The organism is Neptunomonas sp. ABH4_499, from assembly GCF_056160565.1.
This window is the reverse complement of sequence record NZ_JBSWXK010000008.1, coordinates 78507-101371: the sequence shown is the minus strand read 5'-3', so window position 1 is coordinate 101371 and position 22865 is coordinate 78507. Positions and strand designations below refer to the sequence as shown.

Genomic DNA, 22865 nt, shown 5'->3' with positions numbered 1-22865 from the left:
TGTGTTGCTTTTGTAATCACCTATTGCTAATGTGTGAAGGACATCCAGAGCAGGGCTGACGCCCTCACCAACCTGCCAACCCTGGCAAGGTGGTACCTACTACTGATGTGGCTGATTTGATCAGCAACCAATAGGGTCTGCGTCAGCTCCTAATACGATTATCAGGAGCACTCTATGTTTGAAGCACACTACTACTCCCCAGACAACGCCCATCCACCAAGCGACACGCACACCGCTAACAAGGATCCGTTCACGTTTTCGCAGATCGTTACCCACCCGTTGTACGACTGCCCTGTCTATGTTTGGGGTTCGACCGGTAAACGTGAAGGTCGCGCGACGCTATTTGGTTACCTAGAATACCGAACCCTGCTCGGTGGCCGAAGCGAATATCACGAAGTTTTGATCGAAAAAGCCAGCCCAAAAGCCTGTATTGATGCGTTGTTAACACGCGAACTTCCGGGAATTGACATAGAAGCCACTCGAAATTGGGCAAAAGAAACGTTGTAATGTGAAATTCGCTATCTTAGCAGCACAACATGCTCTATACTGCTGTGCTGATTATTTATCCTATCTGGCTGAATCCCAGCCGCGATTACATTACACAGGTTTTATCAATGTCATCAGACAACCAGCCCACCTTTCATGACTTGGGCTTGGCTGCGCCTTTATTGCAGTCCCTTCAAGAAATCGGCTACGAAACGCCATCGCCGATTCAAGCCGCCAGCATCCCGCATTTATTAGCTGGCAAAGATTTGCTCGGCCAAGCGCAAACCGGTACCGGTAAAACGGCTGCTTTTGCGCTTCCGTTGATCACCCGTATCGACACATCGAAAAAAGTACCTCAATTGCTGGTGCTGGCGCCAACGCGCGAGCTGGCCATTCAGGTAGCTGAAGCGTTCCAAACGTACGCTCGCCACATCAAAGATTTCCACGTACTGCCTATTTACGGCGGTTCTGCGTATGACAGCCAGCTGCGCCAATTGCGCCGCGGTGTTCAAGTCATCGTAGGTACACCAGGCCGTGTTATGGATCACATCCGCCGTGGCTCTTTGGTATTGGATCAACTGAAAGCTCTGGTACTCGACGAAGCGGACGAAATGCTTCGCATGGGCTTCATTGATGATGTTGATTGGATTCTGGAACACACGCCATCTGAACGTCAGATCGCCCTGTTCTCAGCCACCATGCCACAAGCGATTCGCCGCCTTGCTCTGCAACACTTGAAATCCCCAGAAGAGATCAAGATTGCCAGCAAAACGGCAACAGCCACCACCATCACTCAGAAATACTGGCGTGTAAGCGGCTTCCACAAACTGGACGCTCTAACCCGTATTCTTGAGATGCAGCAGTTTGACGCGATGCTGATCTTCGTTCGCACCAAATCCGCAACGATTGAGCTGTCCGAGAAACTGACCGCGCGTGGTTACGCTTGCGAAGCATTAAACGGCGATGTATCTCAGCAGCTGCGCGAACGCACTGTAGAACGCCTCAAGCAAGGTAAGATCGATATCCTGGTAGCGACGGACGTCGTTGCACGTGGTTTGGACGTTGAGCGTATCAGCCATGTATTGAACTACGACATCCCATACGACACCGAGTCTTACGTACACCGTATCGGTCGTACCGGTCGTGCTGGTCGCGAAGGTGAAGCAATTCTGTTCGTTGCACCACGTGAACAACGCATGTTGCGCATGATTGAACAGGCAACACGCCAAAAGATCGATCGCATGGAACTGCCAAGCGCAGCCGACATCAACGTAAAACGTGTTGATCGCTTTAAACAGCAGATCAGCAACCAGCTGGACAATGAAGATCTGGCTCAATACGTTGAGTTGCTGAGCACTTACCAGCAAGAACACGACACCGACCCGATCTTCATCGCGGCGGCGCTGGCGTCTTTGCTTCAAGGCAACACGCCTTTGTTGTTGACTGAAAAAGAACTGCCAGAAGCGCGTGGACGCGATCGTGATCGCGGAGACCGTGACGATCGCGGTGATCGCAAGCGCGAAAAACGTGAGCGTAAGAGCAAAGATGCAAACTACGACATCGAGATGCAACGTTACTGCCTATCGGTAGGTCGTGAGCATCACGTTAAGCCGGGTAACATCGTTGGCGCGATCGCGAACGAAGCTGACATCGAAAGCCAATACATCGGCCACATCGATATCCGCGATAAGGCGACGTTTGTTGACTTGCCAGCAGGCCTACCAAAAGAGTTGCTGGATACGCTGAAGAAAATCATTGTTTGCGGTCAGAAACTGAATGCAAAAGCGGTTGATGGCACCATCAAGCCATCTGATAAGCCTTCTTCAGATCGCAAACCAGGCGGCCCTAAAAAGCGCAGCGGCGGCAAACGTGATGGCGCGCCATCCAAGCCTCGCGAACCGCGCAAGCAACAAGACTGATCTTAAGCTTATTGCTTAAACCAGAAAGGCTGCCCTAGGGCAGCCTTTTTTGTCGATCAAACGCTACTTATTAGTAGGACACATTTTAGTAGGACAGGCGAGTTAGTAGGTCACACGAGTCGCACCACGACCTTCCAAAATGCGAACCTGATCACCCACTTGGAAGAAACGCTGATTTTCGACCTCTTGTACGACCGAAATCTCTTGGCCACTGGCAAGTCGAATCTGAACTTCTTGGCCTTGCTTACGGGTTGTGTTCTCTTCTATTTTGGAACCTGCCAAACCACCAGCAACCGCGCCTATCACCGTCGCAATGCTCGAGCCGCGGCCGCCACCAATGGTACTGCCCGCAATACCCCCAATGAGTGCACCAGCACCGGTACCCACAACACCATCTTTGCGCCCTTCGATAACCACTGGCGTTACTGATGTGACCGTGCCGTAACGGATCGTTTGAACTTTGCGTGCATCGGCTTGGCTGTAGGCAGAGCCGGTTAAGCTTGGGCTAGCACATCCTGTTACTAACGCTGACACCAGAACCAAACCAGCCACTTGTGCTATGCGCTGCTTTTTCATGTCTCTTTCCTTTTATTAAACATCGAGCTCAGTATGAATCATGAAACTCAGACAAAAGCTGAACAAAATGATTCCTTAAGCCTGCTGATAAGCGCCATAGAGCCGTTCATACACGCCTTTATTGGATAGCAGGGTTTGATGATCCCCACGCTCCACGATGCGCCCATCATCAAACACATACACCGTATCGGCTTGTTGTACGGCGCTAAAGCGGTGTGCCACGATCAATACCGTTCGACCTTGTAAAAAGGCGTCCAAGGCGGCATGCAGTCGACCTTCTGTCTCTGTATCCAGGGCGGAGGTTGCTTCATCCAGAATCACCACTTGTGGGTCGCTCAGCACCATACGTGCGATAGCAAGGCGCTGGCGCTGACCACCCGAAAGGCGCACACCCTGTCGACCTACTTGGGTATCAAGCTTCGCATCAAGGCCCTCGACAAACTCATCTAACTGAGCAACCGCCAAGGCCGACCACAAAGCACTGTCATCGACATCTCGCCCCATGGTGAGATTGGAGCGCACCGTCCCATTAAACAAAATCGGGTGCTGAAGCACCGTTGCTATGTTTTCTCGGACCGCCTCAAAACCGATCTCATTCACCGGGATGCCGTTAAAGAGGATCTGGCCTTGGCTTGGTTGATACAAGCCCAGTAAAAGCTGCACCAAGGTGGATTTTCCCCCACCACTGGCACCGACGAACGCCACCTTCTCGCCCGCTGGAATGTGGAGATCCACCCCTTTTAATACCTCCAACTCATCGTTGTAGCTAAAGTGTAAGTCCCGCACTTGCAGGCTAACGCCGCTTTGCGCGCACTCAAACGGGTTTTGTTGCGCGGGGTACTCAGGCTCTTGTTTGAGTGAAAGCAGGCTGTTGACCCGTTTAAGTGCCGCTTTGGCCCCAAAGTACGCGTATTGCATGTTTAGGACCTCCTGAACCGGCCCCATCATGAACCACAAATAGCCAAACACAGCCATCATCTGTCCGACTGACAAACCAGAGAACACCACCATCAACATCGACACTGCACGAAACACGTCAAAGCCGATTAAAAACACCATAAAGCTGAACCGGCCTGCCGCTTCGCTTTTCCACTCAAACGAGGAGGACGACTCTTTTACCCCTTCTGCCAAGCCCACCAATCGGCTTAAGTAATGTGATTCGCGGTTTGCGGTACGGATTTGCTGAATGGCATCCAAGGTTTCTGTCAAAGCCCCTTGAAATACCTCATACGCTGAGTTTTCGGTGCGTTTTAGCTCCTTTACCCGCTTACCGATCTTCATGGTGACATAGATCACCAAGGGGTTCAGAAACAAAATGAAGAGCGCCAACTGCCAATGCATCCACAACAAAATGATGGCCGTGCCTAAAATCGATAAGCTGGCAACCAGAACCTTGCTTATGGAGGTCCCTACAAATCGATCAATCGTGTCGAGGTCCGTCACAAAATGAGAGCTCACCGCCCCACTTCCCATGGTCTCATATTCGGACATGGCCACCTTGCCTAAACGCTGAAGCAAGGTTTGGCGCATCCGAAAGATCATATCCTTGGAGATCAGGGTAAATTGACGCGACTGCCAAACGTTCAACACCAAGGCCATGGATCGAAGTACAATGGTAAACAGCAAGATCACGCCAATGTACAGCACAGGGCCATGCCACTCTGGTGGGAACCATGTATTCACGGTCTCGACCATGCCTGCCGGTTTTTCCAGCAGCACCTCGTCAACCAATAAGGGCATCAATAAAGGTAACGGGACGGCCGCACACGCCGCCAAAATGGCGACAAGATTAGCCAGTATGAGCTGCTTTTTATGATCAAGCGCGATATTACGAATGTAATTAAAATCGAAGATGGGTGGCTGGCTTTTCATAACACCTCTTACGTTAGGATGCGAGGTAAGTGTACCAGCCTGCCTTTGGAATAACGCCATAAAAAAGCCCCGCTTAACAAGCGAGGCGAAAGCACGTTTAAAAGATCGGTTCAGACAACCCGATTAGGCGGTTGCTGATTGCTCTTTGATCATGGCGTACATCTGATCTTTTAATTGTACGCGTTTAAGTTTCAAAGACTCTTCTGCTTGGGTTGATGCAGGCGTGACTTCGGCCTCCATCAGTTCAACTTGTTTGGTAATGTCGTGGTATTCATCAAATAGGCGAGCAAAGTGTGCATCGCTGGTTTTCAGTGTGTGAATTTCATCACGGTACTCGGGTAGATCAAGAATCAAAGCATGATGTTCAACGGTCATAAACGACACCTGTATTACCAAGGAAACTGAGTGGTTAATGGTTTTCACTTATCCCTTTAACCAATTTCAGTATCGTTAAAGATGCACTGCGTCACATTGATGCGGGTCAATAAAGCGACCTACCCTTCTGTATCCTGACTAGGCAGACGATAAAAGTCGGTTTTTACAAAACAAGGCTCGACCTCTCTTGCAACTCAAGGTAGGTTATACCACCTTACAAAAAGATCGAATTAAAGACTGTACGCAAAAGAGTAGCCTGATGGATAGCTTGACGTTACAACCGGTTGAATCCGTATCTGGAGAAGTCCAGATCCCTGGGTCTAAAAGCCTCTCGAACCGCATTCTGCTACTGGCCACCCTGGCCAAAGGCACCACAACAATCACCAACTTATTGGACAGTGATGATGTGCGTCACATGCTCAATGCCTTATCGAGCATGGGTGTGGAGTATTCCTTATCGGACGATAAGCGTACCTGCACACTCACAGGTCAAGCAGGCCCGTTAGGCCAAGCCAGCGATCATCTCTTTTTGGGTAATGCCGGTACGGCGATGCGCCCGTTGTGTGCTGCACTGTGCCTTAGCAACGGCGAATATGAACTGACCGGCGAGCCTCGCATGTACGAGCGCCCCATTGGTGACCTTGTGGATGCCCTGCGTCAACTCGGCGCTGACATCACCTACTTAGGCGATGACAACTACCCGCCCCTTCGTATCCGTGCACACGGTTTGAAAGGTGGCGAAGTCAGCATCAAAGGGAACATCTCCAGTCAGTTTTTGACGGCCCTATTGATGGCCGCACCACTGGCAGAAAGCGACCTCACCATCACCGTTGATGGTGAGTTGGTGTCTAAGCCATACATCGACATTACCCTGCATACTATGAAGCTGTTTGGGGTCGAGGTTGATAACCAAGACTACCAGCGCTTTGTTGTAAAAGCGGGCCAAACGTATCAATCGCCAGGTGAGATCATGGTCGAAGGCGATGCCTCTTCTGCTTCTTACTTCCTTGCCGCGGCCGCCATTAAGGGCGGTACCGTACGTGTCTATGGCGTGGGGGCTGACAGCGTTCAAGGCGACAAACGCTTTGCCGAAGTACTCGAAGCGATGGGGGCCGAAGTGACCTACGGCCCAACCTTCATCGAAGTGACTGGCAAAGGTGCATTAAATGCCGTGGATATGGACATGAACCATATCCCAGATGCTGCCATGACCATCGCAACCGCAGCCCTGTTTGCCGAGGGCACCACGGCCATTCGCAACATCTATAACTGGCGCGTTAAAGAAACAGACCGCTTAAGCGCAATGGCCACCGAGTTACGCAAAGTCGGTGCCGGCGTTGTGGAAGGGGAAGATTTTATCGAAGTCACCCCAACCGATACGTTAAAGCATGCCAGCATCGATACCTATGATGATCACCGCATGGCGATGTGCTTCTCGTTGGTGGCCTTGAGTGATACACCGGTCACCATCAATGACCCTGGCTGTACGCGAAAGACCTTCCCAGAATACTTTCAGCTGTTTGAAAGCATCTGCCAGAACGATTAATCACCGATCTGAGCATAAAAACGCCAACGAAACGCCAACGTGAGTTGGCGTTTTTTTTTATTGGCTGTCGCTTAGATGCGACACACCCTAGAGCGCGATTAACGTCTGGTTTAATCCATATCCGCCCAGCATTAAGGCAATAAACAGAAAGGCCGCCAACATCATTGGTTTAGGGCCTGCTTGTTTTAAGATGGCCACCCGTGTTTGGTACCCCAAAGAAGCCATCGCCAATGTTAAACACAGCTGGCTGATGATGTGTGCTTTGGCTCGAATAGCTTCCAGCAAGCTTACTGAGGCAACCTCTGGCAGCAACCAGCTGTTGATCATCACGACGGCGATAAACCCAAACACAAACCATGGAATGGGTAACCCCTTGAGGATTCGCTGTTCGCGGTTTGATTCTTTCGCCTCGCTTGAGAACAAATACCAGCCCAGCGTGACGACAAAGGGTGCCAATAACATCACACGGATCAGCTTAACCACCACCGCATTTTGTAAAGCCGCACCGCCTACACTGTCCCCAGCGGCGACGGCCTGGGCAACCTCGTGCACGGTACTGCCAATGAACACGCCGTATTCCGCTTCACTCATGCCACTGAAGGGGAAAAACACCGGATACAAAAACATCGCCGTGGTGCCAAACAACACCACCGTCGCGACCGCCATGCAAACATGTTGCTGTTTGGCTTTAAGAACGGAATCAGTCGCGAGTATCGCCGCCGCGCCACAAATGGCACTACCTGCTGTAGTTAAAATAGCCAGATCCGCAGGTAGCTTCATCACTCGGATACCTATGTAGCAACCGAGCAGCAGCACACCCGATACCATTAACAGATCCAGCAACACAGCGGCCCAACCCACAGACGCGACCTGTTGCACGGTAAGCCCCAATCCAAACAGAACAATGCCCGTTCGCAATAGGCGTTGCTGGCAGAATCGAATCCAACGCTGCTCACCCAAAGAGGGTGCTCGCTCACCCACAAAATGCCCCGCCACCATCGCCAACACAATCGCAATGGGAAGTGGACTTAAACCCAAACTCTGGATAACGGGTAAATGACTTAACCCCATCGCCAACAAAGCAATGATGGGTAGGAAAATGTAGGCCACGGTATGCTCGTCTTTTTTAGTAATCGTTTTGAGCACAGTGTAAAGACCACCAAAAATAAGTAAAATGGATTTATTGAATATGAAACATTAGTAAAACCGATGATTAATAGCTCATTCCGTGCTTTGCGCTTGTTTGAGGCGACAGCACGTCTATCTCGATTGACTCAAGCCGCAGAGGAGCAATCGATCAGCCAATCGGCGGCTAGCCAATCCTTAAAAGAGCTTGAGAACCAGTTGGGCTATGCCCTCTTTTATCGACAAGGGCGTGAACTGCTCTTAACCCCAGAGGGAGAGCGTGCATTAACCACCGTGCGCGCCATTCTGACGCTTGCTGACCAACTGAAGCACCCTTTCAGCGATGCGGTCAGCGGCCCCCTCTTGATTGGCGCGAGCGTCACCATCGGGAATTACCTATTACCCAAAGTGCTTGCCCCGTTGCTCGAGCGCCATCCAGCATTGGCCCCTTCTATTCGCATCGCGAATTCTCAGCAGGTGATTGAGTGGGTAGCGAAAGGGTTATGTCAGATTGGGTTAATTGAAGGCCCAGCTACTCACAGCCACTTAACCATACAAGGTTGGACTGAGGACGAGCTTTGGGTGTTTGGTCATCCAGAGGAACCCGACAGCCTCGATATCCCAGCGTTAAGCCATCATAATTGGATTTTCCGCGAGCGTGGCTCAGGTACACGGGAGATCATCGACTTGGCGACTCAGCGACTGGGGTTCTCACCTGCGATTCGGCTTGAATTAAGTGGCCAAGAAGCGATTAAGCAAAGCGTGAAAGCCAAGCTTGGTATCAGTTGCTTATCGAAGATGGCATTGGAAGAAGAGATACACCAAGGCGCACTGAAAGCGATCCAAACCCCGTTAGAGTTGACGCGTCAGCTGTCCTTTGTGTTTGATCAACAACGCCTAACGCCCAGTGTACAGGCGTTGATGGAGCATTTAGAGCAATCAGCCCTTGGAACCACCTAAACAGTTCGGGGATGGCATCACTTGACCGTTTTTGGCCTCCCACTCACTGGCGGTGAACAGGTGCATTGCCAGCGCATGAATGGGGTTTTGCATTAAATCACCGGCAACGCCGTACACGACCTGATGACGCTGAACCAAACGTTTACCATCAAAATCATCCGAGATAAGCGTCAGCTTAAAATGACTTTCGGTGGCCGGGCCAGAATGTTTATGGCTTTCGTTCTCGATGACTAAATGTTGAACGTTAAGCGCATCGCTTAGGCGCTGTTCAAGGGTCTGTGCTACGGACATGATCTCTCCGGGTTTAAAACTACTTTCGAGCTTGCTCATCGGCCAAGTCGGCCTTGCGTTGCTCTTTTGCTAACGCCAAAAAGTGTTTATGAATCCGGCGCGTCGCTAACCATACACCACCAATCACGACGGGTACAGATGCACCAAGCACCCAGTATTTATTAAAGCTGAGGCCGCTTTCATACAGTGCATCAATGATGATCTTTAAAAGACCAATCGAGTAATAACTGATGGCCGCCACGGATAACCCTTCAACCGTGTGCTGCATCATCAACTGAATTTTGGAGCGACGATCCATCGACGAGAGCAACTCTTGGTTTTGCTCCTGAATCGACAGCTCCACACGGGTACGCATCATATCCGAAACACGGTCAATCCGGCGGGACATATCTGCTAGGCGCTCCCCCACTGACTCGCAGGTACGAATCGCTGGCGAGAGTCGACGTGTAATGAACTCCGACATGGTTAAGTGACCGGAAACCTCGTCTTCTCGCAGCTCTTCGATGCGCTTTAACACCAAGTCGTGATAAGCACGGCTAGCCGCAAACCTAAAGGTGGTTTTGGCTCGATAATCTTCAACTTTGGCGGCGATGCGCGTAAGGTCGGCTAACAGAGCTTGCTCATCGCTGTGATCTTCCGACGATAAACGCTGGGTCAGATCCGATATCTGTTGATCCAGCATCCGAAGTGCGGGCGAGCACTCTCGTGCTTTTGGCAATGACATCAGCGCCAGCAATCGGTAGGTCTCGATCTCCATCAGACGTTGGGTCAAACGCCCAAGCTGGGAGTCACTCATGCGCTTATTGCAGATCAGAGCACGGCTGAACCCATCGCTGTGCAAACGGAAGGTCGTCCAGATGCGGGCATCCCCCTGCTGAGGACTGCTGCCGATCAAGCGCATATTTTCAAAGTAACGCTTCACTTTAGGCAGCATGTAATCGCCATCTTCGGATGAATCTTTGACCGACACATGCAAGGCGGTGATCACTTTACCCGGCAGGTTTTCCAACCAGCCCTTAGGGATTGGGCTAATACCCGTGACCTCAAAGGGGTCGTCTTCGTTATCGATGGCAAAATTCACGAAGGTGTAGGCAATGAACTCTAAGTGCTTTTCTAAGCGGATGCGAAAATCACCAAAATCGTATTGAACACAGATCTCATCGCGCTCGGGCGGCTGCTGCCCCATCAACTCAAATAAGCGGCGCAGATGATCAAAGTGCTCACGTTTTTGATGCTCATCGCACAACAAAGCGATCTGGGTTAAACGCGCTGGGCTTGGAATTACCTGGAAGGGACGCGAGTGCATCTCCTCGTACAGGTCATCACGATTGGGATAAAAACTTAATCCATTTAATAATGAGTTAGCGTCCATTACAGCATCTTTCATCTTGAGTTATTCCTTCCCGCGCGTCTGGTAGCTATAGCTTATCCAGATCCGCGACTAACAACGGGTCATCAGCGACATCAAACACCATGATTTGCTCCGCAACGTCAAACCATCTTTCAAACATCGCTTGGGTTCGCGGCTCAGGCCATGCATCCTCAAACTCATCCCAAGCACAGAGCTCATTTTCAAAGATCATCGACCAGCGCGCGGCTAATTGATCGGCAAAGTCCTGCTCTTGCTCTACTTCGTTCAGAAGGTACACATTCCCAGCCTCGCGAAGCTCTGCAAGACTTAACGCTGGGTTCTCTTCATCAACGGGCAAAGAGGCGATCCAATCCGCAAAGGGCGCTTTGGCTAACACCACCAAGGCTGAGCGGTTTAACAATTTCATATGCACTCTCAATAGGTTACGGCTAGGACTGCATAATACTGGGCCTTGATCCACAATAACAACTCTGGTTCGAATCTCAATGCGCTAGGTGTGGGATAGCATTAGTTCTTTCGCATCGGTTTGGGTAGAATCCCCTTTTGATCGCTTTAAGATGTGTAGATGTAACATGCAGATCCCTGTGCTAACCACACTGGAAAACCGGACCGACTGGATTCGCTTTCTTCGAAAAGAGCGACCGTATGCGTATGTCCGCGAGCCTTTGTGCTTGGTGGATCTGCAAAGCACGTATCTGCAAATTACCCTCCTGACGAAAGACCAGCTCGATGGGCGCTCTGCCATCAAGTACAGCATTGGCTCTAAACGCTCGATTGAACCGACGTGGCGATTGATCAAAGGCTGCAACTGGCACTTAAGCACGCTGATCGATGGGTTGGAAACCTTACGATTTGATTCCAATGTGCGGGATAACAGCTTTTTAAAAGCGCATTCGGACATTACCGTGCGCCGTTTTTTCGCTAAAGAAAAAGCGCTGTTTAACCCAGAGCGGATCGGTTTAGTGACGCCAGTGACCGAACGGCCAAACGAATGGGGCCTTGGCGATGTTATCCGCCTGATCAGTCACGACCAGTTTAAGTTTGCGGTGTGTGTGCTGTCGCCTAAAACGGCACCGCCGATTAAACATGTGCTGTTACGGCTGTTAGAGTCCCATGAGGGATGGACGCTGGAATGCATCCAGATGGATGATGAAGAGGACATCATCTTAAGCTTTAAAGGCAAACCCATTTTGCAGTTAACCCCAGACATAAAAAAACCGGCGCCGCGATTAGCGTAGCCGGTTTTTAAACACCAAAGCCTCACTTACACTTCGGCAAGCTCCTCTTCGGAGATACCCGCCGCTTCCATCAGCTTACGTGGGTTATCGGAGTTTAATAGCTCTTTACCCTTTTGGGTTGGAAACTCCACATCGATGTCCACCACACGGCCATCACGACAGACGTTGATGATGGTATCCATGCACGACGAGAGCAACGAGTACTTCTCATCCGGTGCGGCAATAATGGTTTGCAACCCAAGGTCTGACATGAAGCCCAGCGAGGTTTGCGTGTTTTCCGAGTCCAGTTTGTTAAACGCCTCGTCAAACACCGCCAAGCTCATACCGCCTACTGGCTGGCCATCGGCACCCTCTTTGAGTCGGTAAGCTGCGCCCATCGCCGCGGCCATTGCAACGTAGAACGGTACCTGGTGCTCACCACCGGAACCGGTTTTGATACGCTGGGACAGGGTCGTTTTGCGGTTACCGTTCAAGTCCTTCACCACCAACTCGAAGTTGTAGAAGTTACGGTAATCCTGCAAAAGACTGCTCTCGCCTTCGTCTTTCAGCACATCGTGGATACGCCCCAAAGCATCTTGGTGCTGCGCATTGCTTGGATCATTTTTCAGATCAAACAAGGTGCCCACGTTGGCCTGATCCAGACGCGTGTAAGCTTCTACCAGCTCTAAGATGTCCTTCAACTCAGGGTTAGGCATCATCTCGAAGCTGTACATCTCTTTGTGGAAAGGACGGTTCTTCAAGTGGTTGTTCAACTCGCGGATCAGATCTTTAATCTTGTTGATCTGATCGTTCAAGTGAGCCACAAAGTCAGAACGGAAAGCGGTTTCCGCTTCCATACGCGCACGTTCGGCTTTTTGCGTGTACTCCGCCAACTCAGAATCTTTCAGGGCTTGAAGCGTCTCATCGACGTACTGCACCAACTCCTCATGGGTTGAGTCAGGGCCGATTTTGTCCAAACCTTGATGGCTTTGACCACCGCCATGGAAGCGCGCTTTGTAGTTTGCGACCGAATCACGTACCGAGTACTTCTTCTTCTCGTGCAGTGATAATTCGGATTGGGCTTTTTTCGCCGCATCAAAGATGATGCGTTCAAGCTCACCGCCGCAGGCTTCATCAAGGTAGTCGCGTTTTTCTTGCGCTGACTGAGCATCAAAGTGTGGGCTTGCCTCGCACGTGTTACGCGCTTCAGCGTGTTCACCCAACTCCGTTTCTAGCACTTCAAGCGCGGCCGTGTCCTTAATCATACTGGTACGGATGCGCTGTAGCTTATCCATCAGTACTTTGTTTTTCTCTTCGGCGGCTTTTTGCGCTTCTGCCAATTCCGCGATGCGCTTCTGGATACCGGTATCGTCGTGGTTACGAAGGTCATTGATCGCTTCGCGATACCCTTCGATTTCAGACGATAATTGGTTACGTGCATTAACCAGATCAAACACGTTTTCAGTAGCACCGGCCAAACTGGTGGTCAGGTTAATCAAGTTGTCACGCAGTTTTTCCAGCGACTCATGACGCTGACCTAAGCGTGTGAACTCTTCGATCATCTCATCGACTTGCTTACCTTGGGTCGCCAGTTGGTCACCGCGACGACGGATACCCATAATCGGAGACAACTCGTTGATCGACGTGGTCGAACCTTCGGTTTGCAACATGCAGTCGTACGTTAACGCACGCTCTTCGCGCAGCAACTCAGCTTCCGTCTCAACGGCTTTAACACCGCCTAACGCTCGGTTCATGTAAGACAGGGCATGATCACTGTCGGTCTCAATGAACTGCGCCAATGAACCCGGTTTTGTACGGCTGATCCACTCATGGGACTTGGTCGTGTTCACGATACGACACCCTTTTAAGTGACGACCTTTACGACGGTACAGAGTAATCGCCTCTTTAACGCGGTCTGGGTCTACGATCAGCGCTTCACGGCGCGCCCCCAAGAAGGACTCGATCGCGATACGCCATTTATCATCAATGATATCGACCAACTCACAGATCGGCGTGGACTCAATGCCGTATTCAGAGAGCAAGTTCATCAACTCACGCGTGTTTGGACGCACCGGTGCACGACCTTGTTTAAGCTGCTCGACCGCGCCTTTTTGATTCTGAATGCTGTTGCGCAGTTCGTTGATGCGAATCACCGACTCTTCAAATCGACGCGCAATATCACGACGCACCGAATCCACACTGCCTTTAAGCTCAACCAATAAGGTATCGACTTCGACTGGTTCGCCGGGCCATGCATCGGCCATCAGTTCCTCACCGGAGCGCCATTGCTGTACACAGCGTTCAACCAGCGGACGGAACCCTTCAGGCAGGAGGTCTTGGTAGTGCGAAAAACCCACCGTGGTACGCAATAAGCTGTACACGTTTTGGATCTTATCTTTTACAACGCTCTCTTCGTGCTGCTTCGCGGCGATGTTGTTCTCAAATGCTTTGATTTGGTGAGCGTGATCCGAGTTATTTAACTGGGCACGTGCCTCTGCCAAGCGCTGCATGGTAGCGCTCAGCTCGTTGGCGTGGGCTTCCAAATCTTGCTGGGCTTTGAGCTCTTTCTCTTGGTTCTCTTCAAGACGCTCGGCCGCTTCCTCTTTTTTCAGATCTGCGTTTTCAAAGCGCGTCTCGTGTACCACCCACTCATACTCGACGGCGTTTCGTACGTTTCGTTGAATGCCGTTGCACTGCTCAGAGATCTTCTCAAGCTCGTTGATGCGATTCGCGACCTCTAAGGTCTTTTGCTCCATCGCGCGGTATTCGTCCAGCGACTTTCGAAAGGCACCGACGTGTACGATGTTCTCATCCAGAACAAACTCACGAATGAATTTGGTCGGGCTATCAATCGGCACGAAACGAAGCGCATTCTTGAAGTTTTTAACAAACTTCTCATCATCGTTTGGCATTTGCACATCGTGACTGAGCGCTGTGGTTACCTCACGAACAAAGCGGCTGGCGCGTTTTTCCAGCACCATATCCGGACACTGCTTTAGCAACTCTTCACGGACTTGGTTCCACGGTTTTGGCAGACGGCCATCGCCTTCTTGAGTCGAGAAATCATCCAACGATACCGAGAAGTTAGGCAGGATAAAGCGGCCTAAGATCTCCTCCTCTGGGGAGGCAGTAGACGCACTGATCGCAATACCAACACAGGTTTCCTGCGCGGTTTCAGTATCAAAGAAGCTCAGCGCCATGTAGGTGATTGTATCCTCACGCGCCATGGCTTTCTTGCCGCCTTCATCCAAATAACCCAAGCAATAAGTACGCAAAGAGCGCTCACTTTTTTGCCCAGCGGAGGCGTTAAAACTTAGGTGACGCTTGTGGCCACCCATCAAGATGGTTTGAATCGCATCCAGCAAGGAGGATTTACCCGAGCCGTTTGGACCCACAATGGCCACATTGCCTTTGATCGGCACTTCCATCGCGCCCAAGACATACCAGTTAACCAGGACAATTCGATTAAGCTGTTTCATCGGCCGCTGCCTCCTCTGCTTCGGTCAGGGCGTCACGACGGTTTTCGTTATCGCATAACGCTTCAAGCTGACCAATAAAATCTTCGACAACCACTTGGCGAATGGTTGGCAGTACCGCAAACGGGATGTTTTTCGGGTCGGATTCGTTCAACTTGCCACGCTCGATAATGCCGTGACGGTTAAACAACGACACGATCTCTTTAAGGCGGGTCTCGTTGGGTAACTCTTTGCCCGTTAGGTTCTCGTACAGGGACAGCAACTCATTGGTGTTGGTGTACGCACGACCGCTCTCGACCTCAAAGTTTTCAAGCTTGGTTTCGTATTGCTGACGCAGACACAACAAGAGCAGAGACTCGTCCAGACGCAGCTTCATGTTGCGCTCTTCACCGTGCGGCAAGATGCCCATATACGCTTCGTCTGGCTGGTAGATGAAGGTCCAACCAATCGCTTCAAACAGATTTTTGAAGTAGTCGACATGAGCGGCAATTAAAAAGTAGCTATCGCGATGCGATAAGCGGTCCGCATGCAGGAACTGACTGGTCAGCAGTAAGTTGGCTGCCCGATTAAAATCAGCAGCATCATGCTGCTCGGTGCGGCTGACGATTTTTTGCAGATCACTCAGCATTAACGTTTCCTATTGATTACAAAGTCACGACACTCAACCATTTCAGCGACTTGAGTGTAGTTTTCATTGAATTCGATGTTGTACATCTCGGCGGTTTTCTTGGCTTTCTTACCCAAAGACGCCAAGTGGCGGATGTAACTAAAACAGATGTAATCCTCGATGGTTTCAATCGAGAACTGATCCGCGCGCAGCGTCTCTTGCTCGTTAAAGTTGCGCTCAAGATACGCTTCGATGCGGTCCACATGCACCTCGCGGCGCTCTTTGTAGTCTTTAAAGAGCTGACGCAGTTCGATGACGCGTGGGTCAATCTTCTGCTGGCGGATCACTTTCGGCTCAGCAATGATCTTACGGCGAATCGGCGAGCGCACACTGCTTGGGGATAAGAAACCAAGCTCATCGATGGACTCCAGCAGTGGAATCTCATCTTTTTTGGCGATCTCGGCGATCACACGGGATAAGCGCGATGCCATACCCGGCGTGGTTTTATCCATGTAGCGCACAGTATCCGCTACCCGTTTCTCTAGGCGGTAACGGAAATCATCAATGGTATCGAGGCGCTTATCCACCGAATCGAAAATACGAATGATTCGGTTAATGTGCATGTGCACTTTGGCTTCGGCATCATCGTAGCTGCACTCGAACTGCTCTTGATAATGACGAGCCAGTTTATCGAGCTTCAACGTATCAAATTGAAGATCACGCAATAGAGATAAGATCTGACGACGGAAGCGGAATGGGTTGTTTTTGGTTTTTAGCGTTTTGTAGTCCGATACCAGAATGTGCTCTACAAAGCGGTCAAAGAAACTGCGTACGATCTCTTGCGGCGAGTCCGACGCAGACAGGGCTATTTTCAGTTCACGAAGGCCCAACATCATGTCAGTCAGGTGGGCACTGAACTCTGCGGCGGTTTGGGCCGCTTCGGACAGGGTAATGCCTCGGCCTGCCGGATCATTCATGGCCGCTTCAAGCGAGCTAAGTACGTTTAGAACAGCACCGCCGTAAGAACGTTTTTCCAATCGGCTGATCGAAACCAAGGATCTCAGCAAGTAACTGATCGATGGCGCCATTAAAACGTAGGTGCGATAGATGCGCTGCTCTTCTTCGAGCCAGCCACAATCGACCAAACGACGGTAGATTCGGTTGGTATATTCAGCCGTCGAACGCGGTGAAGTGTTCTCGGAATCTTCCGATTGATCTTCTTCGTTTTCGGGCTCCCAACGACGCACTCCCATGCGGACCACGCAGTCCTCAATGGTGGAGCGCACCAAATCTTTGGGAATAAAGGGGTCAACCAGATCTTCATCGAAGAAGAGATCTGCCAACTCCAGCAAAACCGATTGATAAATATGACGATTCTGCCCGGAGAGTGGCACAAACAGATCATCAGGAAGCTTGTTAAAAAGCATTTACAGTCCAACTAGATGTCATCGGTTTTGACGGTGACTTTACCATCAAAACACTTAAGTCCAGCAGGGCATTCTAGCTTAGCTCACCCCTACAAAAAAGAGGCTTGGTGGCGCTCCCTTAAGAAAAGGAAGCACCCTGTTAGTCTTAGAGTGTTGAAGCCTTATCAAAAATGTCGTGTGTCCATGCCCCTTCCGGTTTTTTGGTAATCACTGGTGCTGAATCGCCATCCAGTAAAACGGACACGGTTCGATCAAACGCCGCTGGGTCTAAATAGCCGATCCCCTTCTCGCCCGAGGCTAACAATTTAGCTACCTCAGTCATCATACGTACTTGATGCTCCTCGGTTTGTGCGCCGGTATCATCGTACTCGAGCACGATTTCAGCCGCTTCTTGAGGGTTTTCTTTGGCCCACTCCCACCCTTGAATGGTCGCTTTTAAGAATTTGGCGTACGCCTCCTGTTTTGCTGGGTCTTTTAGGGTGTCCTCCAACACATAAAGGCCATCCTCCAGTGTAGCAACGCCCTCCTCTTCGTATTTAAACAGCGTCAGCTCGGCTGGGGTCAGACCACCATCCAGTACTTGGCCATATTCGTTGTAAGTCATGGTGGAGACGCAATCGGCTTGGCCGTTGAAAATCGGGTCCACATTAAAACCTTGCTTTAATACGGTGACACCACTTTCACCCCCATCGGTTGGATAGCCTAATTTCGACATCCAGCTTAGGAAGGGATATTCGTTACCGAAAAACCAAACGCCCAAGGTTTTGCCAGAAAAGTCTTTGGGGGTTTCCACACCGCTTGATTTTAGACAGGTTAACATCATGCCCGATTGATCATAGATCTGGGCGATGTTCACTAAGGGTAAGCCTTTTTCCCGCGTGGCCAGGGCCGATGGCAACCAATCCACCACAATGTCGGCTCCGCCTCCTGCCAACACTTGGGCCGGGGCGATGTCTGGGCCGCCGGGTTTGATCGTCATGTCGATCCCTTGTGCTTCGTAAAACCCTTTATCCAACGCCACGTAATAACCGGCAAATTGAGCTTGTGTAACCCATTTGAGCTGTAACGTCAGCTCCTCTGCATAGCCCGATGTGGAAGCGGCGCACAGTACTATCCCAGCCGTTAGGCTCTTTAACGTGTTCTGCATCAAAAATCCCCTTTCGTTAGTTCACACAGTCTTGTCTTGTCGATCGATTATTGGCTTTGGCGAACAGATGCGTGCCAAAACGTGACTTTCCTTTCCAACAACGCCAAAGCGCCATAAGAGAGCGAACCGGCCAGTGCCGCCACTAAAATCGTGGCCCACACCATATCCATGTTCATCCGACCCACCTCGGTCGAAATCCGAAACCCCATACCAACGATGGGTGTGCCGAAAAACTCCGCCACAATCGCCCCGATCAACGCCAAGGTGGAGTTAATCTTGAGGGCATTAAACACAAAGGGCATGGCCTGCGGCAGTTGGGTCTTAAAGAAGAAAGCGCTTTTAGAAGCGGCATAGGTGTGCATCAAATCCCGATGCAGTGGGTCCACCGACTGAAGCCCGGCCAAGGTGTTAATCAGCATCGGGAAGAAGGTCATGATCACCACAACCGCCGCTTTCGAGGGCCAATCAAACCCAAACCACATCACCATGATGGGTGCGATGCCAACAATCGGGATGGCCGACATGAAGTTGCCAAGCGGCAAAAGCGCGTTTTGCAAGAAACGACTCTTCACCACCCACATGGCCGTCACAAAGCCCAAAGAGCAACCCAGCACATAGCCGATCACGACCGATTTAAGGTAAGTTTGCTGAAAATCACTCCAAAGCACCGACGCTGAGTTAATGAAGGTATGCAATATACCGGTCGGTGCCGGAAGCAAAACTAAAGGCACATCAAACCCGACCACCATCGCCTCCCACACCAGCAGCAGCACCAAAGCAAACAGCAAAGGGATCAATACCGATACGCTCTTTTGTGCGAGCGCCGACAACGGCCATTCACGCTCTTTTCGTAATACATCTTGCAGTGCCGTCAATTTGGATAAGCCAAAAAAGACAGCCACAACACAGAAACCGAGCAGGAAAATCCACCCCGGCTGGTCGTGATAAATCCCACGCGGCCAAAGCGCTAAGCACACACTTTGGATCGCAATCAGCGCCACCGACAGCAATGCAGCCCCCAGCATCGGCGCAATCGACGCGTTTAAAGTCTTCATGCAGCCATCCCCCGTCGTTTAAGTACCCAACGCTCTGAGCAGCCGACCAGATAGACCAACACACTACCGAGCAACGCAGACATCACTAAAGCGGCCCATATTTGAGTAGTTTGCCCATAATAAGAGCCGCTTAATAAGCGCGAGCCCAAACCGCCTTGTGCACCTGTGGGTAATTCAGCGACGATGGCACCCACTAAGGCCGCGGCGATGGCGATTTTTAGACTGGCAAACAGGTAAGGCTGCGCCGAAAACCAACGAAGTTTCCAAAACACTTGCCGCGCACTTGCGCTGTAGGTGGTCATCAGCTCACTGTGGAGCTTATCGCTCGCCCTAAGCCCTTTGACCATGCCGATGGTGACCGGAAAGAAAGACAAATACATCGATATCAGTGATTTAGGGATCAATCCGGTTAGATTAATGGCGCCCAACACCACCACAATGATCGGTGCAATCGCAAGGATCGGAATGGTTTGCGAGGCGATCACCCAAGGCATCAAACTCGCCTCTAACGTGCGGTTATGAACAATCCCGACCGCAATCACAACGCCCAATAATGCGCCAAGCAGGAAACCTAACAAGGTGGAACTGAGCGTGATGCCTGTGTGATACACCAAGGATCGTTTCGAGGTTACCTTGGTTTCAAATACGCTTTTGTAGAGCTCCTGCACGATCTGATGTGGAACCGGCAATGGCGGCCGCTTTATCGCATAGGCTTCGCGGGCCGCTTCAAGATAGGTCCAAGGCTGTTTTTTACGCTCTTGCATTTGGATGTACTGGTTGCCATTCATCCAGAGCGCAGCTAGGTACCAAAGGGCAATCACAACGGTGATCATCATTAGGATTGCAGCCAGAGGTTTTTCGCTTAACGATGATTTCATGCGCCCTCCTAATCGATCTGATGATCCGTTGCTAAGACATCTCGGATGTCGGCGGCCAGTGCGTTGAAGGCTTCGGTATCACGAAGCGCTAGGCTTTTCTTTCGCGGTAATGGGCTTTTGATCACTTTCGTGATGCGCCCAGGACGCGGCGACATCACCACAATGTGGGTCGATAGCAACACCGCTTCGGTGATTGAGTGCGTCACAAACACCACGGTCTTTTGGGTGGATTCCCAGATATTGAGAAGCTCAAGATTAAGATGATCACGGGTGATCTCATCCAGTGCGCCAAAGGGCTCATCCATCAATAGGAGGTCTGGCTCCAAACAGAGCGCACGGGCGATGGATGCGCGCTGCTGCATACCGCCCGAAAGCTGCCATGGGTACTTTTTATGAAAATCCTGCAGCCCGACCATTTTTAAGTATTTAGCGGCTTGCTTGGTTTGATGGGCTTTGGGTTGCGCGGCAATCTCAAGCGGTAATCGGCAGTTATCTTCGATGGTGCGCCAAGGGAACAACGCTGGTGCCTGAAACACATACCCATACATGCGATTTTTACGGGCATCTTCGGGCGTGGTGCCATCCACTTTGATCTGGCCTTGGGTGGGCTGCTCTAAATCGGCGATCACCCGCAACAAGGTGGTTTTTCCACAGCCAGATGGGCCGATAAACGAGACGAAATCACCCGCGTTAATCGTAAGATCGATGTTCGATAAGGCGTGAACATCACCATCATTGGTGTTAAAAATCAATGACAAGTCGTTTACTTCAATCATTGTTTTAACAGGTACGTTATTGATTGCGGGTTGCTCGCTCATTACCCCATCTTCGCGGGTTCTGGGTTCTTGCATCGCTAACATCATGCTCAATCTCCTTATAAATAGCGCTTGTTAAGGGTTAAGTGCGCTCAACAGCTTTAGGAGCATGGGTTTCGTTGTATTTTTTCACCGCATCAAAAATAGAAGGGAACGCCGGACGTTTAACGTACCGACCCGCCCCTTCTTCGACAAACAGAGTGCCCTCTTTGTAAACCACCTTACCTTGGCTGATGGTGTGGGACGGCACGCCTTCCACAACGCGGCCTTCAAAGATATTGAAGTCGATGTTTTGATTGTGCGTTTTGGCCGAGATCGTGTGTTTTTTATGTGGGTCCCACACCACGATGTCAGCATCCGCACCCACTGAGATCGACCCTTTTTGTGGATACAGATTAAAAATCTTAGCCGCGTTGGCAGAGGTCACGGCCACAAACTCATTGATCGAAAGCCGCCCTTTGTTAACGCCAGAATCCCAAAGGATCATCATCCGATCCTCAACGCCAGCCGTGCCATTGGGGATTTTGGAAAAGTCATCTTTACCAAAGGCTTTTTGCTCGGCGCAGAAACAGCAGTGATCGGTTGCGGTGGTTTGAAGGGTTCCGCCTTGCAGGGCTTTCCATAAAATGTCTTGGTGTTTTTTGGGGCGAAACGGTGGGCTCATTACGTGTGCGGCCGCAAAGCCCCAATCCTCGTTTTGGTACACGCTGTCGTCTAACTCCAAATGCCCAGCGAGGACTTCGCCATACACGCGCTGCCCTTCGTGACGAGCACGAGCAATCTCATCGACCGCTTCCTCGCAGGACACATGCACTAAGTAAAGAGGCACACCCAACGACTGGGCGATTCGAATGGCACGGTTCGCGGCCTCCCCTTCGACTTCGGCTGGGCGTGAAAGCGGATGAGCTTCTGGCCCGGTTAGGCCGGCTTTTAGCAGCTTTTGCTGAAGGTGGTACACCAACTCGCCGTTCTCAGCATGGACGGTTGGCATGGCACCGAGCTCTAGGCAGCGATTAAAGCTGTTCACCAAGGTTTCATCCTCGGCCATGATGGCGTTTTTGTACGCCATAAAGTGCTTAAAAGAGTTAACGCCATATTCCTGAACCAGAGTGCCCATATCGTCATTGACCGAGTCATCCCACCAGGTCACGGCAACATGGAACGAGTAATCGGTCACCGCACGTGAGGCCCAATCACTCCATTGATGAAACGCCTCCATCAAGGGTTGCTGAGGATTCGGGATCACAAAATCGATGATCATGGTCGTGCCACCCGCTAATGCCGCGCGTGTTCCTGTGTAAAAATCTTCGCTTGCCACGGTGCCCATAAAAGGAAGTTGCATATGGGTGTGCGGATCGATCCCCCCTGGCATCACATACTGACCTGTCGCATCGACAACCTCTGTCCCTTCGGGTACCGAGAGTTGATCCCCTATGGCCACGATTTTGCCCTCTTCACAATACACATCCGCCTTGATGGTTAGATCCGCATTGACGACAGTCCCGCCTGAAATGAGTACGCCCATTTGCTTTCCCCTTCTGGTCCAGTTCAGAGTCTTTGTAGAATGAGTCAATGCAACAAGCTGACCAACTGGACAAAAGATTTTAAACAGAAAACACTCACGCCTCTTAACCTTATGTTTAGAAAGGGTTTAATGAATTAAAGAGAGCATTACCACTGAAAAATAAGCGATCTACAGAGGAAAACCTCCCTAATGACTT

20 protein-coding genes and 1 riboswitch are annotated in these 22865 nt (G+C 50.9%); of the genes, 5 read left to right on the top strand and 15 right to left on the bottom strand.

Going from position 1 to position 22865, the window contains the following annotated elements:
• Positions 1–35 precede the first annotated feature (35 nt).
• Positions 36–141, top strand: a riboswitch (SAM-I-IV-variant riboswitch).
• Between the two features lie 33 nt (positions 142–174).
• Positions 175–507 (top strand): hypothetical protein, encoded by a 333-nt coding sequence (locus ACXAF9_RS10190; protein ID WP_475073622.1) that lies wholly within the window; start codon positions 175–177, stop codon positions 505–507.
• Positions 508–614: 107 nt separating this feature from the next.
• On the top strand, positions 615–2405 hold the full coding sequence (locus ACXAF9_RS10185; protein WP_475073621.1) for a DEAD/DEAH box helicase: 1791 nt from the start codon (positions 615–617) through the stop codon (positions 2403–2405).
• A gap of 102 nt (positions 2406–2507) precedes the next feature.
• On the opposite strand, the gene ACXAF9_RS10180 is transcribed toward ACXAF9_RS10185, so the two are convergent.
• From ACXAF9_RS10180 to ACXAF9_RS10170, 3 genes are all read right to left on the bottom strand, one after another.
• Positions 2508–2981, bottom strand: a complete 474-nt coding sequence (locus ACXAF9_RS10180; protein ID WP_475073619.1) for an outer membrane lipoprotein — start codon at positions 2979–2981, stop codon at positions 2508–2510.
• A gap of 75 nt (positions 2982–3056) precedes the next feature.
• Complete coding sequence (locus tag ACXAF9_RS10175) at positions 3057–4853, bottom strand: ABC transporter ATP-binding protein (RefSeq protein ID WP_475073617.1); 1797 nt, start codon at positions 4851–4853, stop codon at positions 3057–3059.
• Positions 4854–4976: 123 nt separating this feature from the next.
• Positions 4977–5228, bottom strand: a complete 252-nt coding sequence (locus tag ACXAF9_RS10170; protein WP_475073615.1) for an HP1242/YdcH family protein — start codon at positions 5226–5228, stop codon at positions 4977–4979.
• Between the two features lie 259 nt (positions 5229–5487).
• Between ACXAF9_RS10170 and aroA the strand changes: the two genes are divergently transcribed.
• On the top strand, positions 5488–6774 hold the full coding sequence (gene aroA / locus ACXAF9_RS10165) for a 3-phosphoshikimate 1-carboxyvinyltransferase (protein ID WP_475073612.1): 1287 nt from the start codon (positions 5488–5490) through the stop codon (positions 6772–6774).
• Positions 6775–6861: 87 nt separating this feature from the next.
• Here the strand turns inward: aroA and ACXAF9_RS10160 are convergent, their stop codons facing one another.
• On the bottom strand, positions 6862–7920 hold the full coding sequence (locus ACXAF9_RS10160; protein WP_475073608.1) for a YeiH family protein: 1059 nt from the start codon (positions 7918–7920) through the stop codon (positions 6862–6864).
• Positions 7921–7983: 63 nt separating this feature from the next.
• On the opposite strand from ACXAF9_RS10160, the gene ACXAF9_RS10155 reads away from it, so the two are divergent.
• The gene (locus ACXAF9_RS10155) at positions 7984–8859 is read left to right on the top strand and encodes a LysR substrate-binding domain-containing protein (protein ID WP_475073606.1); all 876 of its coding nucleotides are present in this window, start codon (positions 7984–7986) and stop codon (positions 8857–8859) included.
• On the opposite strand, the gene ACXAF9_RS10150 is transcribed toward ACXAF9_RS10155, so the two are convergent.
• From ACXAF9_RS10150 to ACXAF9_RS10140, 3 genes are read right to left on the bottom strand one after another with little or no spacing between them, the layout of a single operon-like run.
• The gene (locus ACXAF9_RS10150; RefSeq protein WP_475073604.1) at positions 8839–9150 is read right to left on the bottom strand and encodes a BolA family protein; all 312 of its coding nucleotides are present in this window, start codon (positions 9148–9150) and stop codon (positions 8839–8841) included. The genes ACXAF9_RS10155 and ACXAF9_RS10150 overlap by 21 nt on opposite strands.
• 19 nt (positions 9151–9169) lie before the next feature.
• The gene (locus ACXAF9_RS10145) at positions 9170–10537 is read right to left on the bottom strand and encodes a DUF3422 family protein (RefSeq protein ID WP_475073602.1); all 1368 of its coding nucleotides are present in this window, start codon (positions 10535–10537) and stop codon (positions 9170–9172) included.
• 31 nt (positions 10538–10568) lie between these two features.
• Positions 10569–10928, bottom strand: coding sequence for a hypothetical protein (locus tag ACXAF9_RS10140; protein ID WP_475073600.1), 360 nt, complete (start codon positions 10926–10928; stop codon positions 10569–10571).
• 166 nt (positions 10929–11094) lie between these two features.
• Here ACXAF9_RS10140 and ACXAF9_RS10135 point away from each other — a divergent pair, with 166 nt between their 5' ends.
• On the top strand, positions 11095–11760 hold the full coding sequence (locus ACXAF9_RS10135; protein ID WP_475073598.1) for a hypothetical protein: 666 nt from the start codon (positions 11095–11097) through the stop codon (positions 11758–11760).
• Between the two features lie 26 nt (positions 11761–11786).
• Here the strand turns inward: ACXAF9_RS10135 and ACXAF9_RS10130 are convergent, their stop codons facing one another.
• The 8 genes from ACXAF9_RS10130 to hydA all read right to left on the bottom strand — a co-directional run bounded on the left by ACXAF9_RS10130 (position 11787) and on the right by hydA (position 22669).
• Complete coding sequence (locus ACXAF9_RS10130) at positions 11787–15218, bottom strand: SbcC/MukB-like Walker B domain-containing protein (protein ID WP_475073596.1); 3432 nt, start codon at positions 15216–15218, stop codon at positions 11787–11789.
• Positions 15205–15843: a DUF4194 domain-containing protein gene (locus tag ACXAF9_RS10125; RefSeq protein ID WP_475073594.1), complete on the bottom strand. Its 639-nt coding sequence runs from the start codon at positions 15841–15843 to the stop codon at positions 15205–15207. Before ACXAF9_RS10125 ends, ACXAF9_RS10130 begins: the two co-directional genes overlap by 14 nt.
• Entirely contained in the window at positions 15843–17249 is a 1407-nt protein-coding gene (locus ACXAF9_RS10120; RefSeq protein ID WP_475073591.1) for a Wadjet anti-phage system protein JetA family protein, read from the bottom strand. Before ACXAF9_RS10120 ends, ACXAF9_RS10125 begins: the two co-directional genes overlap by 1 nt.
• A gap of 145 nt (positions 17250–17394) precedes the next feature.
• Positions 17395–18396 carry an ABC transporter substrate-binding protein gene (locus ACXAF9_RS10115; RefSeq protein WP_475073588.1) on the bottom strand — a complete coding sequence of 334 codons (1002 nt, stop codon included), beginning with the start codon at positions 18394–18396 and terminating at the stop codon, positions 17395–17397.
• A gap of 47 nt (positions 18397–18443) precedes the next feature.
• The gene (locus ACXAF9_RS10110; RefSeq protein ID WP_475073586.1) at positions 18444–19451 is read right to left on the bottom strand and encodes an ABC transporter permease; all 1008 of its coding nucleotides are present in this window, start codon (positions 19449–19451) and stop codon (positions 18444–18446) included.
• A complete protein-coding gene (locus ACXAF9_RS10105) occupies positions 19448–20329 on the bottom strand; it encodes an ABC transporter permease (protein WP_475073583.1) in 882 nt (293 codons plus the stop codon). Before ACXAF9_RS10105 ends, ACXAF9_RS10110 begins: the two co-directional genes overlap by 4 nt.
• Before the next feature lie 8 nt (positions 20330–20337).
• Complete coding sequence (locus tag ACXAF9_RS10100; protein ID WP_475073581.1) at positions 20338–21192, bottom strand: ABC transporter ATP-binding protein; 855 nt, start codon at positions 21190–21192, stop codon at positions 20338–20340.
• A gap of 34 nt (positions 21193–21226) precedes the next feature.
• Positions 21227–22669: a dihydropyrimidinase gene (gene hydA / locus ACXAF9_RS10095; protein ID WP_475073580.1), complete on the bottom strand. Its 1443-nt coding sequence runs from the start codon at positions 22667–22669 to the stop codon at positions 21227–21229.
• Positions 22670–22865 lie beyond the last annotated feature (196 nt).

Coding starts and splice junctions, on each gene's coding strand:
- ACXAF9_RS10100 (WP_475073581.1), bottom strand. CDS start 21,192: ATGATGTTAGCGATGCAAGAACCCAGAACCCGCGAAGATGGGGTAATG.
- ACXAF9_RS10120 (WP_475073591.1), bottom strand. CDS start 17,249: ATGCTTTTTAACAAGCTTCCTGATGATCTGTTTGTGCCACTCTCCGGG.
- ACXAF9_RS10145 (WP_475073602.1), bottom strand. CDS start 10,537: ATGAAAGATGCTGTAATGGACGCTAACTCATTATTAAATGGATTAAGT.
- ACXAF9_RS10140 (WP_475073600.1), bottom strand. CDS start 10,928: ATGAAATTGTTAAACCGCTCAGCCTTGGTGGTGTTAGCCAAAGCGCCC.
- aroA (WP_475073612.1), top strand. CDS start 5,488: ATGGATAGCTTGACGTTACAACCGGTTGAATCCGTATCTGGAGAAGTC.
- ACXAF9_RS10180 (WP_475073619.1), bottom strand. CDS start 2,981: ATGAAAAAGCAGCGCATAGCACAAGTGGCTGGTTTGGTTCTGGTGTCA.
- ACXAF9_RS10190 (WP_475073622.1), top strand. CDS start 175: ATGTTTGAAGCACACTACTACTCCCCAGACAACGCCCATCCACCAAGC.
- ACXAF9_RS10155 (WP_475073606.1), top strand. CDS start 7,984: ATGATTAATAGCTCATTCCGTGCTTTGCGCTTGTTTGAGGCGACAGCA.
- ACXAF9_RS10130 (WP_475073596.1), bottom strand. CDS start 15,218: ATGAAACAGCTTAATCGAATTGTCCTGGTTAACTGGTATGTCTTGGGC.
- ACXAF9_RS10175 (WP_475073617.1), bottom strand. CDS start 4,853: ATGAAAAGCCAGCCACCCATCTTCGATTTTAATTACATTCGTAATATC.
- ACXAF9_RS10135 (WP_475073598.1), top strand. CDS start 11,095: ATGCAGATCCCTGTGCTAACCACACTGGAAAACCGGACCGACTGGATT.
- ACXAF9_RS10170 (WP_475073615.1), bottom strand. CDS start 5,228: ATGACCGTTGAACATCATGCTTTGATTCTTGATCTACCCGAGTACCGT.
- hydA (WP_475073580.1), bottom strand. CDS start 22,669: ATGGGCGTACTCATTTCAGGCGGGACTGTCGTCAATGCGGATCTAACC.
- ACXAF9_RS10150 (WP_475073604.1), bottom strand. CDS start 9,150: ATGTCCGTAGCACAGACCCTTGAACAGCGCCTAAGCGATGCGCTTAAC.
- ACXAF9_RS10185 (WP_475073621.1), top strand. CDS start 615: ATGTCATCAGACAACCAGCCCACCTTTCATGACTTGGGCTTGGCTGCG.
- ACXAF9_RS10125 (WP_475073594.1), bottom strand. CDS start 15,843: ATGCTGAGTGATCTGCAAAAAATCGTCAGCCGCACCGAGCAGCATGAT.
- ACXAF9_RS10105 (WP_475073583.1), bottom strand. CDS start 20,329: ATGAAATCATCGTTAAGCGAAAAACCTCTGGCTGCAATCCTAATGATG.
- ACXAF9_RS10115 (WP_475073588.1), bottom strand. CDS start 18,396: ATGCAGAACACGTTAAAGAGCCTAACGGCTGGGATAGTACTGTGCGCC.
- ACXAF9_RS10110 (WP_475073586.1), bottom strand. CDS start 19,451: ATGAAGACTTTAAACGCGTCGATTGCGCCGATGCTGGGGGCTGCATTG.